Below are 15,996 nucleotides of genomic sequence, written 5' to 3'. Positions count from 1 at the left end.
CTACCGGGCTGATTCGTGTCGCTTGACAGTTGTATAGACAGGACTATACAACTTGACGCAGAGTGCGACCCAGCACACACCACGGCAGGACCGCGCCCGCGGTCACAGGCCGGGTGCCCCGCCAGCAGTCGAGATCGAGGACAACCATGGACGTCAGCTCCCCGGGCCACGAGGCCAGGACCGTGCGCGCGCCGCGAGGCACCGCGCTCACCACCCTCGGCTGGCAGCAGGAGGGGGCGCTGCGCATGCTGATGAACAACCTCGATCCGGAGGTGGCCGAGCATCCCGACAGCCTGGTCGTCTACGGCGGCACCGGGCGCGCGGCGCGCAGCTGGGATGCGTTCGACGCCATGGTCGCGACGTTGAAGACCCTGCGCGACGACGAGACCATGCTGGTGCAGTCCGGCAAGCCGGTCGGCGTGTTCCGCACCAACGAGTGGGCTCCGCGCGTGCTCATCGCCAACTCGAATCTGGTGGGGGACTGGGCCAATTGGGAGGAGTTCCGGCGGCTGGAAGCCCTCGGTCTCACCATGTACGGGCAGATGACCGCCGGGTCGTGGATCTACATCGGCACCCAGGGGATTCTGCAGGGCACCTATGAGACGTTCGGTGCGGTGGCGCGCAAGCGGTTCGGCGGCACCCTCGCCGGAACTATCACGCTCACAGCCGGTTTGGGTGGAATGGGTGGCGCGCAGCCGCTCGCCGTCACCATGAACGAGGGCGTCGCCATCTGTGTCGACTGCGATGTCACCCGCATCGACCGCCGGATCGCACACAAGTACCTGGATGTGAAGGCCGACAACCTCGACCACGCATTGGAATTGGCGATCGCCGCCCGCGACGAGCGTCGCCCCCTCTCGATCGGCGTGGAAGGCAATGCGGCCGAGGTCTTCCCGGTCTTGCTGGACCGCGACGCCCCCATCGACATCGTCACCGACCAGACTTCCGCCCACGACCCCCTCGCGTATCTGCCACTGGGCGTGGACTTCCCGGACATGAAGACCATGTCGGAGAAGGACCCGATCTGGTTCACCGAGCAGGCCCAGGAATCCATGGCCGCGCACGTGGCCGCCATGGTCGGCTTCCTGGACAAGGGCGCGGAAGTCTTCGACTACGGCAACTCCATCCGCGATGAAGCCCGCAAGGGCGGCTTCGATCGCGCCTTCGACTTCCCCGGCTTCGTCCCCGCCTACATCCGACCCCTGTTCGAGGAGGGCCGCGGCCCGTTCCGCTGGGCAGCGCTCTCCGGCGACCCGGCCGATATCGCGGCCACCGACCGCGCCATCCTGGAACTGTTCCCGGACAACGAACATCTGCGCCGCTGGATCACCCTGGCCGGTGAGAAAGTCGCCTTCGAGGGCCTGCCCGCCCGCATCTGCTGGCTCGGCTACGGCGAACGCCACCGTGCCGGACTGAAACTCAACGAGATGGTCGCCAGCGGCGAACTCTCCGCCCCGGTCGCCATCGGCCGCGACCATCTCGACGCCGGTTCGGTCGCCTCCCCGTACCGCGAAACCGAGTCCATGCTCGACGGTTCCGACGCCATCGCCGACTGGCCGCTGCTGAATGCCTTGGTCAACACCGCATCCGGTGCGTCCTGGGTATCGATCCATCACGGCGGCGGCGTCGGTATGGGCCGCTCCATTCACGCCGGTCAGGTGTGCATCGCCGACGGCACCGAGCTCGCGGCCCGCAAGCTCGAGGCCGTCCTCACCAACGATCCGGGCATGGGCGTCATCCGCCACGTCGACGCCGGATACGACCACGCCCGCGCCACCGCCGCTGCACGCGGCGTCCGAATCCCCATGTCCGAGCAACACTGATCCACCGCCGTACCAGTAGAAAGAAGGCCGAGACCATGACGCACGACGGTCCCGCCGAAGTCGTTCTCACCCCCGAACGGCACACCATCGACGTCATCCCCGACGCCGAACGGCACGGCAGCCCCCGCAGTCAGTTCACGCTGTGGTTCGGGGCGAACATGCAGATCACCGCCATCGTCGACGGCGCACTGGCGGTGATCTTCGGCGCGGACGCGCTGTGGGCGATCCTCGGCCTGCTCATCGGCAATGTCGCCGGTGGCGCGGTGATGGCGCTGCACTCCGCGCAGGGCCCGAAACTCGGGCTGCCACAGATGATTTCCAGTCGCGCCCAGTTCGGGGTGCGCGGCGCGGTAGTGCCGCTGCTGCTCGCGATCCTGATGTATCTGGGCTTCGCGGCGACCGGGACCGTGCTGGCCGGGCAGGCGGTGAACAAGCTGCTGCACATCCACAGTCCGGTGCTGGGCATGGTGATCTTCGGGGCGCTGACCGCTGTCATCGCCGTCACCGGATACAAGCTGATCCATATCGTCGGCCGGATCGCCACCGTGGTGGGCATCATCGGATTCACCTATCTCGCAATCCGTTTGGTGACGCAGTACGACATCGGCGCACACCTGGGTGAGAAAGCCTTCGACATCCCGACCTTCGTGCTGGCCATCTCCCTCGGCGCGGGCTGGCAGCTCACCTTCGGCCCGTACGTCGCCGACTACTCCCGCTATCTGCCGCGCAGCACCAGCGACCGCACCACCTTCTGGTCGACCTTCGCTGGCACGGTGATCGGCTCGCAGTGGTCGATGACCTTCGGCGCGCTCATCGCAGCCGTGGCGAGCAAGAGCTTCATGAGCGATCAGGTCGGCTTCATCGGCGATCTGGCCGGACCCGCCGCCGTCGCCATCCTGATCTACCTGGTGCTGGTGGTCGGCAAGCTCACCGTCAACGTCCTCAATGCCTACGGCGGGTTCATGTCGATCCTGACCACCGTCACGGCTTTCGAAGGCCGCACGAAGATTTCGAGTTTCGCGCGCGGGGCCTACATCGTCGGCTTCACCACCGTCGCCACCCTGATCGCTGTCGCGGCCAGCGCCGACTTCCTGGACAACTTCAAGAACTTCGTGCTCGCCCTGCTCATGGTGTTCACCCCGTGGAGCGCGATCAACCTGATCGACTACTACCTGATCTCCCGCGAACGCATCGACATCCCCGCGCTCTACGACCGCACCGGCCGCTACGGATCCTGGAATGTGCGCGCCCTGTCCTGTTACGTGCTCGGGGTAGCCGTGCAGATCCCGTTCCTGGCCACCAAGTTCTATACCGGTCCGATCACCGACCGGCTCGGCGGCGCGGACATCTCCTGGATCGTCGGCATCGTGGTCACCGCCGCCCTCTACTACCCGCTGGCCCGCCGCACCGCCAACCCGCCCGCGCAGATGATCTACCCGCCCGACGCCGAAATGGCGCGCACCTGAAAGGAATTGCTGTGGGCCAACCGCCCGTCACCGCCGTCACCGGAATCGGGACGCTGGTCACCAACGATCCGGAACTGGGGGAGGGGACGCTCGGCATCCGCCGCGACGCGGCCGTGGTCTTCGCCGAAGGGCGAGTGGCATGGGTCGGCGACAGCCGCGAGGCCCCCGCCGCAGACCACGCGATCGATCTGGGCGGGCGGGCCCTGCTGCCGGGCTTCGTGGAAAGCCACTCCCATCCGGTGTTCGCCGGGGAGCGGGCCGAGGAATTCGCGGCCCGGATGACGGGAATCCCGTACTCGGCCGGGGGAATTCGCACCACTATCGCCGCCACCCGCGCGGCGACCGACGAACAGCTGGCCGCGAATGTCCGGCGGCTGCGCGAGGAAGCGTTGCGGGCGGGCAGCACCACCATGGAGTGCAAGACCGGCTACGGGCAGACCACCCCGGACGAACTACGCGGGCTGCTGATCGCGAGTGGGTTCAGCGACGAGGTCACGCTGCTGGCCGCTCACGTCCCACCACCCGAATATGCCGGGCGCGCAGACGAATACGTGACCATGGTGATCGAGCGGATGATCCCCGAATGCGCGCCTCATGCCCGCTGGATCGACGTGTTCTGCGAGCGCGGGGCTTTCGATGAAGACCAGTCTCGCGCCGTCCTGAAAGCCGGTATCGCACACGGCCTGACCCCGCGTGTGCACGGCAACCAGCTGACCGCGGGCCCCGGCGTCCGCCTGGCCGTCGAACTCGGCGCGGCCTCGGTCGACCACGTCACCCACACCACCCCCGCCGACATCGACGCTCTCGCAAACGGTTCCACCGTCGCCACCCTGCTCCCCGGTGCGGACTTCTGCACCCGCAACCCGTACCCGAACGCCCGTGCCCTCCTGGACGCGGGCGTGACGGTCGCCCTCGGCGCGGATTGCAACCCCGGCACCTGCTACACCACCAACCTGCCGTTCTGCATCGCCCTGGCTGTCCGCGAGATGCGCATGACCCCCGACGAAGCGGTCTGGTCCGCCACCGCCGGGGGTGCGGCGGCCTTGCGCCGCAACGATATCGGCCGCCTGACGCCCGGCTCCCGCGCCGACGCCTTCGCCCTCGACGCCCCGTCGTACCTGCACCTCGCCTACCGTCCCGGTGTGCCGCTCATCCGTGAGGTGTGGCAGGACGGCCGTCTGGCGGTGACGGACACCACCCCGGCAATGCCGGTGGGAACGGTGCATTCGTGACGGAATGGAGCTGCACAGCGGGCCACACGAGCGAGGAGATGCGAATGCCGGAGGCGTCGATGGGAATCGGGATCGTATCGGGGTCGCGGGCGTGAGCACCGACATCGTGGTGGACCTGCCGCCACCGACCTGGTCCGGCCGCGTCGACGGCGAGACCCCCGAGCATCTGCGCTGGCACCAGGCCATCCACCCGTATCCGGCCGACGGCGGCCGGTCGGTGCTGATCGGCTTCGCCAGCGATGAAGGCGTGCAACGCAATCGGGGGCGACGCGGGGCAGCGGCGGGACCGGATGCGCTGCGCGCCGCTCTCGCGTCGATGGCGTTGGCCGAACCCCTCGTGCTCGAGGACGCCGGGACCGTCGCGGTCACCGATGGCGATCTGGAGGGCGGCCAGGCCCGGCTCGGACGCGCGGTGTCGGCGGCCTTGAACGCGGGTCGGCTACCGGTGGTGCTCGGTGGCGGTCACGAGGTGGCCTTCGGCACCTATCTGGGTGTCACGGGCTCGGGGCTGCGAAGCGTCCGCCCGCGTCTGGGAATCCTGAACCTGGATGCCCATTTCGACCTGCGCGCCGATACCACCCCGAGCTCGGGTACCCCGTTCCGGCAGATCCTCGAGGCCGAGCAGGCCGCCGGAACACACTGTGACTACCGGGTTCTCGGCATCAGCCAGCCCAGCAATACCGCCGCCCTGTTCGCTGCCGCGCGCAGCCTGGGCGTCCGCTATCTGCTCGACGACCGCTGCGGCTGCACCGGTGCCGAGGCCGTCGACACCTTCGTGGACGCTCTGCTCGAATCCGTGGATCTGGTGTACCTCACCATCGACCTGGATGTCCTGCCCGCGGCGGTGGCTCCGGGCGTCAGCGCGCCCGCCGCCTACGGCGTCCCCCTGGAGATCATCCAGCGCGTCTGTGACCGGGTGACCGCGAGCGGCAAACTGGCCGTCGTCGACATCGCCGAACTCAACCCGGAATTCGACATCGACTCCCGCACGGCGCGCACGGCGGCGCGACTCATCCACCGTCTGGTCACCGGACACCTCGCGCTCGAATCGCGCACAAGGCACTGACGAATCGAGCGATGGCCAAATCCCGCGCCCTGTCGGACTCAGCCGTCACACTCTTGGCATGGAGATCACATCGGCGGTCGGGGCGGTGCTCGGCGCCTTCGGCCTCTCGGGCGCGGCGGGCCTCAACGCCTGGTTGCCGCTGCTGCTGGTGGGGGGCGCGGACCGCTTCGGCTGGATCGACCTGGGTAGCTCCTACGGCTGGCTGTCCTCGACCCCCGCCCTGCTCGTCATCGCCGTCCTGCTCGTCGTCGACCTCATCGGAGACAAAGTCCCCGTACTGGATTCGATCCTGCACGCCATCGGAACCGTGGTTGCCCCCACCTCGGGGGCAATCCTGTTCACGGCCGAAACCAGCCTCAACTCCCACCTCCCCCCGGCGGTCACCGCTGTCCTCGGTGCCCTCACCGCAGGCAGCGTCCACATCGGCCGCACCGTAGCCCGCCCTTTCATCACCGGAACCACAGCGGGCGTAGGCAACCCCCTCGTCTCCTCCGCCGAAGACGGCACCTCCCTTGTCCTCACCATCCTCGCCCTGGCCGTCCCGGTCCTCGCCTTCATAGCCGTCGTAATCCTTCTGATCGCCCTGACCTGGCTGGCAATCCGCGCCACCCGCTGGATGCGCCGCAAACGCTCCCGCCGATCACCCAACGGCACCACTCCCGACCCGATCTGAATGTGACCGGGCCCATGGCCAATTCGCGTCCGTGACCCCGACGCGCGAAATACCCTCGGCTCAGGGAGGTCCGCAATGGCACACCACCGGCACGTCGTCGACTCGCAGGTCCAGGAGATCCTGAACTATTTCGGCAAATGCCCTGTCTGCGACCACCCTTCCCGGGCCCGCCGCATCACCGCCACATTCGACGACGGCCGCACCGAAACCCAGGACGTCGCCGAATGCGGCGGCTGGTGCGGCTGGAAAGGCCCCGTCCACGCCAGCCCGATGACCCCTGGACAGTTGATCACCGCGCCCGAGCAACCAAGGTCGACGGGGCTAATGGCTGGGATTTGTTGCCTGGGTGGGGAAGTCGCGGTCGGGGGTGACTGTGTGGTTGTCGGAGCCGAGAGTCAGGGTGACGACGACCGGGCCGCCGGAGGGGCAGCAGCTGGGGTCCTGGTTCGCGAGCCAGCGGTATTGGATTTGTACGGCGCGGTCCGTGGAGCCGACGATCGAGGTGTATGAGGTCCAGTTCTTGGTGGCGGTGCCGAGGAAGCCCTTGTTGTTGAAGAGCATGACCTGCCATGGGGAGCTTGCTGTTCCGTGTGGCGTGCCTGCCAGCACCCACATGAGGGCGGGACAGGAACCGATCGCGGCGTCGGTGCCACTGTCCGCGTAGAAACCGGCGTCGTTGACGTTCCCGCCGAGCTTGCCGAGTGCGGCCGTCACCACCTGAGACTTCAGGTCGACGCATTTGCCGTTTCCGGCGGTTGCGGGTGCGTGGCTGCTCGCGGACTGCGTGGTTGTGCCCGGTGACTGTGCACCGCTCGGCGACTGGTCACCGCCGGACGGCTGGCCGCCACCGGGTGCCTGTGCGCCGGAGGGTTGACCGGCCCCGGAAGGTGCGGTCGTCACGGTCGGTGACCCGCCTGCCACGGGCGTAGTCCCATCGTCCTGACATGCCGTGGCCAGGGCGACCACGGCAATCGCGGCGGTGATTCCCAGGATCCGTTTCACAACTGCCCCTCCCGTTAGGTATTACCCATGTATTCGCGCCGGGGCCGAAAATCGTTGCGCTCGCGGATCAATGGGTTGCACAGAGTTGGGTGGTGAGGTCGGCGGGGACGCCGAGGTCGGTGCAGTTCAGGTCGTTGCCGATGTCGACGAAGTTCCAACCTTCGTGTGTCCGGTAATGGAACAGGACCTGGGTGCGGTTGGTGGTGGTGTGAGCCATTGCCCAGCCGGTCGAGCAGGTGATCTGATCCTCGAGCTCGATCGGCTGCGCCGGAAGTGATTTGGCACCGCTGTGTTTCAACACTTCCAGCAGCCGGGCCTTGGCCACCGGGCAGATCGGCACCGTGCCGTACGGGGCCGGATCGGTTACCTCCCTGGGGAATTCGCGGTCGGGAGTCACTGTGTGATTGTCCTGATCCAGGGTCAGGGTGACGACGACCGGCCCACCGGACGGGCAGCACATCGCCTCGCCGCCGGTCAGCCACTGATATTCGATCTGTACGCTGCGGTCCGACGAGCCGACGACCCAGGGGTACGAGGTCGGCTTCGCGGTGGCGGTCCCCAGATAGCCCGCGTTGTTGAACAGCATCACGTACATTGCCGTACTTGCGGACGCGTTCATCGGTCCCGCGAACATCCACAGCAGCGCGGGGCAGGACCCGACCGCCGCATCGGTGCCCTCGTCGGTCGCGCCCCACGGGTAGTGATCGTCAGCAGGGCCGAGAGTGGCGACCGCGGCCGTCACCACCGGAGATTTGGGGTCCAAGCACTTCCCGTTCCCGGCAGTGGCAGGCACGCCCCCACTTGCGGGTTGCGCACTACCGGTCGGCGTCCGGGTACTCGACGGCCCCGCGACCCCCGTCGGCGCGGCAGTAGCGGTCGACGTCACCGATGCGCTCACCGCCGTCGTGCCCCCGTCCGCACACGCGGTAGCCAACGTCGCCGCAGCCACCACGGCCGCGATCCCGATCATTCGCCTCATATGTCGTCCTCCCCTTCGATCCCACTGGCTTTTCGCATCCCACGCGAAAAGCGTTGCGCCCCCGCCGCACTGGCATCGGATTCACCGGACGAACCGGACGCGAACGGCCGATCGCCGCCGCAGCCGACCTCGGCCGAGAAGAATTTCCCCAGTGACCGCGCCGCCGCCCCGATCCAACGCCCTCATGATCGTCCTGGTCGTCTGCGTGATCGCCATCCTCGGCCTGCTGATGGTGATCACCACGATCCTCATCAACCGCGACGACACCGCGACCCCGACGTCCACCCCGCCCCCGGTGACCATTACCGCACCCACCGGCAATCTCGACCACGCGGCAGTGGAATCCGGGATAGCCAAGGTCTTGAAATCCAGTTACGGCATCGACGACGTCTCGAACATCCAATGCCCGCCGGCCATGCCGTCTCAACTCGCCGCGGTGTATTTGTGCGCGTTGAAGATCGGCGGTGACAACAAGTCGGTGACCGTCACCGTGACCCGCGCCGACGGCACCTACGAGGTGGGCCGTCCGCGCTGATCGGGCAGTGGGGTGCGGCGGTTATTTGGCGGTGCGCACCTTGTCGACCGCGGTGGTCAGCACTTTGTCGAAGGTGGCTTGATCCGGGTCGCCGCTCAGGAAGACGGCGCGCACCCCGACGGTGAGGCCGCGCACGACTGCCCAGCCCGACAGCGTGCTGTTCTGGATCGACTGCCCGTCGCCGGTATCGCTCGAACTGCTGATGCGGTAGACCACCGCGTCCACGCCGGAGAGTCCGGTCGGAGCGGGGAGTTTCTCGGTGGTCGTGGTGCTGTGAATGGTTTGGCCGCTGATGGTGGTGGTGCCGGAGACCTTCGGGCACTTCGTATTGGCGGCGTCCATCTGCTTCAGATCGGTGGTCCGACCCGACACGACGTCGACATAGATCGCGGTATCGGTGGAGGCCGCCGCGATCGTCGCGTCCGTGAGCAGGCTGTTGGCGATGGATCCGTAATCCTGGCCCTGCTGCGAATTGCATTCGGCCGGTTCGACAGTCGTGTTCTTCATCGCGTCGGTCGCATCACCGGCAGCCGACTTCAGCTTGTCCTGCGGAATATCCATCAGCTTGGAACCCGCCGGGAAATCCGCCGCGGCCAGCACCAACTGGGCCCGCGGCGTATCCGGCAGCCCCGCGTTCTTCGAATTCGACGAGTCGTTTCCCCCACTACATCCAGCGGTCAACAGAACCGCGATCGCAACGCCAGTGACAAGTGTTCCCTTGTTGATCACGCCTCGAAGCATGCCAGCCGCAGTTGACCGGTTCGCACGGGGTGAGGGCAGCGCTTCGCATCTCGATCAGGGGAAGCGCCGCCCGCAATGGTGGATCAGGCTGGGGGAGTGGGGAGTTCGAGGTCCTGTTCGATGGCGGGGAGGATGCCCCGATGACGGCGGGCGGTGACGGTGAGCCAGGCCGCGCCCAGGGCGAGGTAGGTGAGGAAGAGGTAGGGGAACAGGGAGACCGGCCAGGCGGGGAGGGGGTAGAAGCTGCCGATCGTGGGGACCAGCAGGAACAGGATGGCGAGGATCGAGACCGCGGTGGTGCGGCGGGTCAGCTCACCCAGTTTGCGGAGGTGGACGGGGGCGGCGATGGCGATGAGGAAGTAGGCGAGCAGGAAGCCGAAGGCGGCCAGGGTGCCCGCGTCGTTGAAGATGGTGAGGGTGTCGGTGCGGGAGGACCAGACGGCGGGGACCGCGAACATGATCAGGATGTAGGTGGTGAGGGCGGCGGCGGGGGTTGCGTTGGCGCGGTGGGTTTTTCCGAGCGCGGCGGGGAACACGGAATGGCGGGCCATCGGATAGATGATGCGCGCGCCCGCGTTCAGACACGACAGGGTGAGGGCGAAGAAGCTGATCATCGCGCCGAGCGACAGCGGGAGGCGCAGGAACGAGACGTCGTAGACCTGGGCGAGGGTGTTCAGCGGCATGGTGAGGGTGTCGAGGGTGGAATCACCGCCGCGGGTGCCGTAGACCTCGACGTAGCCCATGAACACGAAGAACAGTCCCGCGATCACCAGGCTCCAGACGACGGCGCGGGGAATGGTGCGCAGCGGATTACGGGCTTCGCCGCCGAACGCGGTGGCGCTCTCGAAACCGACGAGGCTGAAAATGCAGGCGACCACGGCCAGGCTCATGCCTCGAAACGAGGTGCCTTTCAAGGTCAGCTGATCGGTGTCGAGGTGTACGCCGTGTTTGAACAACACCACGAATGCCAGTCCGAGAATGAGCAATACGGACAGTCCTTCGAGGATCAGCGTGAGCATCGAGGACAGGCGGACGTCTTTCACCGTCAAAGCCCAGGCGATGACCGCGCTGACACCGAAGAAGAACGCCGATGGAATGGCTCCGTGGATTCCGATGAGATCGAGTGCGGCGCGGCCGAATATCGTGAACCCGGTCAATCCGGCGATACCGATGAACAGGTAACACCACAGTAGTGTCCACCCGGCCATCACGCCACCGACCGGCCCCAGACCGCGACCGATGTAGGCGTACATGGATCCCGGCGAGGTGGATCGGCGTGCGAACTGATTCAGATTCGATGCCACGAACAGCAGCATCCCGGTCCCGAAAAGGTACGCCAGCCAGGTGCCTTCGCCCGCGTTGGAGAACGCGAGCGGAATTATCAGCACCGCCGTCATGGTCGGGGAGATCAGGGCGATCGACTGGGCCAGCAGGGCCGGGAAACCCAGGACGCCGGTGCGGAGTCCGGGCGGGGATGCGGTGGTCGTCGGCTGGACTGGAATTTCTATGTCGGTCACGGCGAGCTCCTTCGTGCAATTTCCGACTTTGCGGTATACGAAGAAGGGTGACGCCCGCATGTTTCCTTGCGGGACAGCGACGTAAATTAGCCGTTAATGAGAAATAGTGTGCTGGAAGGCAATACGTGGACATGCCGAAGATCCGCCGAGTGAAAGAAACAATTCTCCCGGCGGATTTCGACTGTTGTTCGATTAATTGCGCACGGCGGAAATGAGATCCGTCAATTCCGTGGTGATCGAGGCCTCGAGCGGCAACATCGGCCTGCGCGGATCGCCCGCCTCGACACCGAGTGACCGCAGTCCGGCCTTGACCGTCGCGGGCAGCCCGCGACTCACCAGCAGTGTCAGCAGCGGCTGCAGCCGCTCGAAAAGCTCGTTGGCCGCAGCGGTCTCACCCGCGCGCAGCAGCCGCCAGAACTCGACCACCTGCTCGGGCACCAGACACGGTGCGGCCGTGCACCATCCGGCCGCCCCCGCCTCGAAAGCCCGCAGCGCCAGCGGATTACTGCCGTTGAAGAATGGCACCGATCCGCCGCCGAGTTCGACGATCCGGTTCATCCGCTCGATGTCACCGCTGGACTCCTTGATCATCGTGATGTTCTCGACGGTGTCCACCAGGTCCACCAGGAATTCCGGCGGCATATCGATTCCGGTGGTCGCCGGGTTGTTGTAGACCATCACCGGCAGCGATACCGATTCCGCCACCGCCGTGAAATGCTGCCGCAGCTCCTCGGGCCCGAGCTTCCAGTACGAGATCGGCAACACCATGATCGCGCTCGCGCCATTGCGCTCCGCGATCCTTGCTCGCTTGATGGTCCCCGCGGTGGTGAGCTCGGAGACGCCGACCACGGTCGGCACTCGCCCCGCCGCGTGTGCCACGGTTTCGCTTGCGACACAGGTCCATTCGTCATCGGTGAGATACGCGCTCTCGCCGGTGCTGCCCAGCGGTGCGACGGCGTCGACACCCGCGTCGATCATCCGGTCCAGCAGCCGGTGCAGCGCGGCGGTATCGATCTTCTCGCCGTCGGCGGTGTACGGCGTGATCGGGTAGGCGACGATCCCGGAAAGTGTTGTGGTCATGGCAAACTCCGACTTCTCATGCTTCGAATACGTCCGGATGACGCCGCAGCACCCTGCGGGCGTAGTAGCCGAAGTTCGCCTCGTTGCGCTTCGGCAGTGATGTCCAGTCGTGGGCTTCCTTGGCCAGACCCGGTGGCAGCGGCTTGATCTCGCCCGCCGACATGGCGAGCAGCTGCAATTGCGCGGCTCGCTCGATGAGATGCGCCAGCGCGCACGCCTCCTCGATGGTGCCCCCGACGACCAGCTGCCCGTGATGCGCGAGCAGAATGGCCCGCTTCTCGCCGAGCGCGGCCGAAATGATCTCGCCCTCTTCGTTTCCCACCGGCACCCCCGGCCACAGCGGCAGGAACGCGCAGTCGTCGTAGAGCGGCGTCATGTCCATCTGCGCGACTTGCAGCGGCACCTCGAGCATCGACAGCGCCGCCGCGTGCAGCGGATGGGTGTGCACGATGCATTCGACATCGGGGCGAGCGCGGTAGATCCAGCTGTGGAAACGGTTGGCCGGGTTGGCCATTCCGTCGCCCTCGAGCACCCGCAGGTCTTCGTCGACCAGCAGCAGGTTGGCGTCGGTGATCTCGTCGAAGCCCAGTCCCAGGCGCTGGGTGAGGAAGGTGCCGTGCGCCTGACGCGCGGAGATCTGCCCGGCCAGACCGGAATCGTGGCCCGCGTCGAACAATGACCGGCAGGTGAGCGCGATCTTCTGGCGATCGGTCCAGCCGTCGGTGAATTGTTCGGCGCTCATGGCCTGTTCGGCCGCACCCATCAACTCGGGCTTGCCGAGATTCATCGTGGTGCGCACTGGCTCCCCTTTCGTCAAGACACTGGGTGCACTATATGACACAAAGTGTCCTCAAGCTACCCTCGTGTCATCCGGCGCATCGGGCGCGGGCAGCCAAGGAGACGATGTGGCCGCGTTCCTTCGATCGCACCGCCGCCGCGCGGGACTGTCCCTGGACGGGCTCGCCGAACGCACGGGATTGACGAAGAGCTATCTGTCGAAGATCGAGCGCGGCCTCAGCACACCCTCCATCGCGGTGGCGATAAAGATCGCGCACGTACTGGAAACCGATGTGAGCCAACTGTTCTCGGATCAACCCGACAGTTCGATGCTCGCCATCGCGCGCGCCGCCGACCATCCCGAGCAGGACGATATCGCCGCGCAGTACCACCCCATCGCCACCCGGATCGTGGGAAAGGCCATGCAGCCGTTCATCGTCCGGCCCAGCCCCGAATCCGGCCCGGCCGACCGTGAACACTCCGGCGACGAGTTCGTCTTCGTGCACAGCGGCACGGTGGAGATGTCGCTACCCGGCAGCGTCATCACTCTGGAAAAGGGCGACAGCCTCTACTTCGACGCGGGCACCCCGCATCGCCTGCGCTCCATCTCGCCCGAACGCGCCGAGGTCGTCATCGTGGTCTACGACCGCGATTTCACCCCGGCTGCGCGCTCGTAACCACTCCGGCTTTCGCGTCCGGTCAGGAACTCGGCGGCGTGAAGAGCCCCGGGATGGCGAGCGCCTGCTCGACATCACCGCGATGCCCGAGCATGGCCAGCACTCCGCGAATCATGGTGAGCCGTGCCGCCGCGATGGTTTCCGCGTCGGGTTCGGCGTGCGGGGCCGCGGCCGAGATGCGGTATACGACGAATTCGCAGATCTGGATGGCGGTTTCGAGGTCCAGATCGACCGGGGTGGGGCGGCCGAGGTCGGCGAACTTGCTGCGGACCAGCGCGCGAATGTCTTCCAGCGCCTGCTCGCGATAGGTGGATACCGGCGAAGTCGGGTCGTGCAGTTCGGCGAACAGCGGAGCCAGCATGGGGCCGTGGCCGCTGGCCCAGTACAGGTACGCCTCGATCATGTTGATGCCCAGCTGCACCGGCTCGACACTGCGTTTCATCGCCGCGGCGATGCCGCCGACGAGATCGTCGTTGGAGATGGTGAGCACCGCGTGCAGCGGTTCGGTGGCATTGGCGAAGTAGCGGTAGAAGGTGGGCCGAGCCAGCCCGGCCTTGTCGATGATGCGGGCGACGTTCAACCCGCGCGAACCCTGCTCGGCGAACACCTCGGCGGTTGCCAGGATGATGCGGGCGCGCACCTGGTCGGCCTGCTTCTCCGTCTGCGGCGGGCGGCCGCGACGGCCGGGCGCGGACGTGCCGGTGGCGGGGGCCTGGGTCATGGGCGAATACTGCCCGTCGCGCTTGACATGGGGTGCGTCACGCCTATTAATCTAACAGCGGTGTTCATGTAACACTGGTGTTCAGTAAATAGGCGGGTCCACCCGCCGCCGACTCCCTCGAGAGGGCGACCAATGACGACTGCCCCGCAGCTCGCCGCCGCAGATGCGCTCCCGTTCGATCTGATCCAGCGCCTGCTCGGCCACGCCGTCGCGGGCGGCGCGCCCTCGGTGGAAGTGTTCGCACCGGCCACCGGCGCCAAGATCGCCGACCTCCCGCAGTCCTCGGTCGCCGATATCGACGCGGCCTTCGACACCGCGCGCACCGCGCAGCAGGAATGGGCGCAGGTCCCCGTCGGCGAGCGCGCCGCCCTGCTGCGCCGCATCCACGACCTGGTGCTCGCCGAACAGGACACCATCCTCGACATCGTGCAGCTCGAGACCGGCAAGTCCCGCGTGCACGCCTTCGACGAGGTCTCCGACGTCGCGGTCAACACCCGCTTCTACGCCGCGCAGGGCAAATCGATTCTGGCGCACCGCAAACCGCGCGGCGTGATGCCGCTGCTCACCCAGGTCGAAGTGCGCAACCGGCCCAAGGGCGTGGTCGCGGTCATCTCCCCGTGGAACTACCCCCTCGCGCTGGGCGCCTCCGACGCACTGCCCGCGCTGCTGGCGGGCAATGCCGTCATCGGCCGCCCGGACAACCAGACCGCCTTCACCCTGCTGTGGGCCATCGACATCGCCGAGCGTGCCGGACTGCCGAAGGGACTGTGGCAGGCCGTACTCGGGCGCGGCGCGGTCGTCGGCACCGAGGTCATCGCGCGCGCCGACTATGTCGACTACACCGGTTCCAGCGCCACCGGCCGCACCATCGCCCAGCAGGCGGGGGAGCGGCTCATCGGGTACTCCCTGGAACTCGGCGGCAAGAACCCACTGCTGGTGCTCGAGGACGCGGATGTGTCCGCCGCCGCCAAGATCGCCGTGCGCGCCTGCTTCGCCTCGGCCGGGCAGCTGTGCGAATCGATCGAGCGAATCTACGTGCACGACAAGGTGTATGACCAGTTCGTCACCGAATTCGTCGGCCACACCAAGGAACTCACCCTCGGCAAGACCCTCGACTTCGGTTACGAGATCGGCTCGCTGACCTTCCCGCGCCAGATCGCGACCGTCAGCACGCATGTCGACGATGCCGTGGCCAAGGGCGCGACCGTGCTCGCGGGCGGCAAGGCCCGCCCGGAGCTCGGCCCCTACTTCTACGAGCCCACCGTGCTCGCCGATGTGCGCGAGGGCATGACCGTCTACCGCGAGGAGACCTTCGGTCCCGTCGTCTCCGTGTACCGCGTGCACAGCGACGACGAAGCCGTCGAGCGGGCCAACGACACCGTCTACGGCCTCAATGCCAGTGTGTGGGGCCGCGATATCGATCACGCCCGCGAGGTCGCCGCCCGCGTGCGCGCCGGTTCGGTCAATGTGAACGAGGGCTTCATCGCCGCCTGGGGTTCGGTCGCCGCACCCTCGGGCGGGCTCGGCATCTCCGGCACCGGCCGCCGCCACGGACCCGAGGGCCTGCTGAAATACATCGACACCCAGACCATCGCGGTGCAGCGCGTACTGCCCATCGCGCCGCTGCCCGGCATGTCCGAGCAGCTGTGGGCCAAGACCATGACGCTCTACCTGGGTGTCATGAAGGCATTGCGCCAGAAGTGATCC

General features: G+C 66.9%; 15 protein-coding genes. 8 read left to right on the top strand and 7 right to left on the bottom strand.

Translation table 11 applies throughout. The annotated features are described in order from the left end of the window. Positions 1-146: 146 nt before the first annotated feature. The 5 genes from hutU to OG300_RS14530 all read left to right on the top strand — a co-directional run bounded on the left by hutU (position 147) and on the right by OG300_RS14530 (position 6,260). Positions 147-1,823 carry a urocanate hydratase gene (gene hutU / locus OG300_RS14550; RefSeq protein WP_405496110.1) on the top strand — a complete coding sequence of 559 codons (1,677 nt, stop codon included), beginning with the start codon at positions 147-149 and terminating at the stop codon, positions 1,821-1,823. Positions 1,824-1,858: 35 nt separating this feature from the next. After that, positions 1,859-3,289 (top strand): purine-cytosine permease family protein, encoded by a 1,431-nt coding sequence (locus OG300_RS14545; RefSeq protein ID WP_405496108.1) that lies wholly within the window; start codon positions 1,859-1,861, stop codon positions 3,287-3,289. A gap of 11 nt (positions 3,290-3,300) precedes the next feature. Then, entirely contained in the window at positions 3,301-4,521 is a 1,221-nt protein-coding gene (gene hutI / locus OG300_RS14540) for an imidazolonepropionase (protein WP_405496107.1), read from the top strand. A 91-nt stretch (positions 4,522-4,612) separates the two neighbouring features. Continuing rightward, positions 4,613-5,587, top strand: a complete 975-nt coding sequence (gene hutG, locus OG300_RS14535; protein ID WP_405496105.1) for a formimidoylglutamase — start codon at positions 4,613-4,615, stop codon at positions 5,585-5,587. 58 nt (positions 5,588-5,645) lie between these two features. Then, complete coding sequence (locus OG300_RS14530) at positions 5,646-6,260, top strand: DUF4126 domain-containing protein (protein ID WP_405496104.1); 615 nt, start codon at positions 5,646-5,648, stop codon at positions 6,258-6,260. A gap of 321 nt (positions 6,261-6,581) precedes the next feature. Here the strand turns inward: OG300_RS14530 and OG300_RS14525 are convergent, their stop codons facing one another. After that, positions 6,582-7,262: an LppP/LprE family lipoprotein gene (locus tag OG300_RS14525; RefSeq protein ID WP_405496102.1), complete on the bottom strand. Its 681-nt coding sequence runs from the start codon at positions 7,260-7,262 to the stop codon at positions 6,582-6,584. A 67-nt stretch (positions 7,263-7,329) separates the two neighbouring features. Continuing rightward, positions 7,330-8,025, bottom strand: coding sequence for an LppP/LprE family lipoprotein (locus OG300_RS14520; RefSeq protein WP_405496100.1), 696 nt, complete (start codon positions 8,023-8,025; stop codon positions 7,330-7,332). A gap of 367 nt (positions 8,026-8,392) precedes the next feature. Between OG300_RS14520 and OG300_RS14515 the strand changes: the two genes are divergently transcribed. After that, positions 8,393-8,776 carry a DUF4333 domain-containing protein gene (locus tag OG300_RS14515; RefSeq protein WP_405496098.1) on the top strand — a complete coding sequence of 128 codons (384 nt, stop codon included), beginning with the start codon at positions 8,393-8,395 and terminating at the stop codon, positions 8,774-8,776. A 21-nt stretch (positions 8,777-8,797) separates the two neighbouring features. On the opposite strand, the gene OG300_RS14510 is transcribed toward OG300_RS14515, so the two are convergent. From OG300_RS14510 to OG300_RS14495, 4 genes are all read right to left on the bottom strand, one after another. Then, complete coding sequence (locus OG300_RS14510; RefSeq protein WP_405496096.1) at positions 8,798-9,505, bottom strand: hypothetical protein; 708 nt, start codon at positions 9,503-9,505, stop codon at positions 8,798-8,800. 95 nt (positions 9,506-9,600) lie between these two features. Further along, entirely contained in the window at positions 9,601-11,034 is a 1,434-nt protein-coding gene (locus OG300_RS14505) for an APC family permease (protein WP_405496094.1), read from the bottom strand. 192 nt (positions 11,035-11,226) lie between these two features. Beyond that, positions 11,227-12,114 (bottom strand): dihydrodipicolinate synthase family protein, encoded by an 888-nt coding sequence (locus tag OG300_RS14500; RefSeq protein ID WP_405496092.1) that lies wholly within the window; start codon positions 12,112-12,114, stop codon positions 11,227-11,229. Between the two features lie 16 nt (positions 12,115-12,130). Next, on the bottom strand, positions 12,131-12,901 hold the full coding sequence (locus tag OG300_RS14495) for an aldolase (protein ID WP_405498557.1): 771 nt from the start codon (positions 12,899-12,901) through the stop codon (positions 12,131-12,133). A gap of 118 nt (positions 12,902-13,019) precedes the next feature. On the opposite strand from OG300_RS14495, the gene OG300_RS14490 reads away from it, so the two are divergent. Next, positions 13,020-13,568, top strand: a complete 549-nt coding sequence (locus tag OG300_RS14490; RefSeq protein WP_405496090.1) for a helix-turn-helix domain-containing protein — start codon at positions 13,020-13,022, stop codon at positions 13,566-13,568. Between the two features lie 22 nt (positions 13,569-13,590). On the opposite strand, the gene OG300_RS14485 is transcribed toward OG300_RS14490, so the two are convergent. Further along, positions 13,591-14,289 carry a TetR/AcrR family transcriptional regulator gene (locus OG300_RS14485; protein ID WP_405496088.1) on the bottom strand — a complete coding sequence of 233 codons (699 nt, stop codon included), beginning with the start codon at positions 14,287-14,289 and terminating at the stop codon, positions 13,591-13,593. 132 nt (positions 14,290-14,421) lie between these two features. Here OG300_RS14485 and OG300_RS14480 point away from each other — a divergent pair, with 132 nt between their 5' ends. Further along, positions 14,422-15,993 (top strand): succinic semialdehyde dehydrogenase, encoded by a 1,572-nt coding sequence (locus OG300_RS14480; RefSeq protein WP_405496086.1) that lies wholly within the window; start codon positions 14,422-14,424, stop codon positions 15,991-15,993. Positions 15,994-15,996: the final 3 nt, after the last annotated feature.

Origin of the sequence: Nocardia sp. NBC_00511, from assembly GCF_045161165.1 — a bacterium.
GTDB lineage: Bacteria > Actinomycetota > Actinomycetes > Mycobacteriales > Mycobacteriaceae > Nocardia.
The sequence above is the reverse complement of the archived record's forward strand: the minus strand, read 5'-3'. Positions and strand labels throughout refer to the sequence as shown.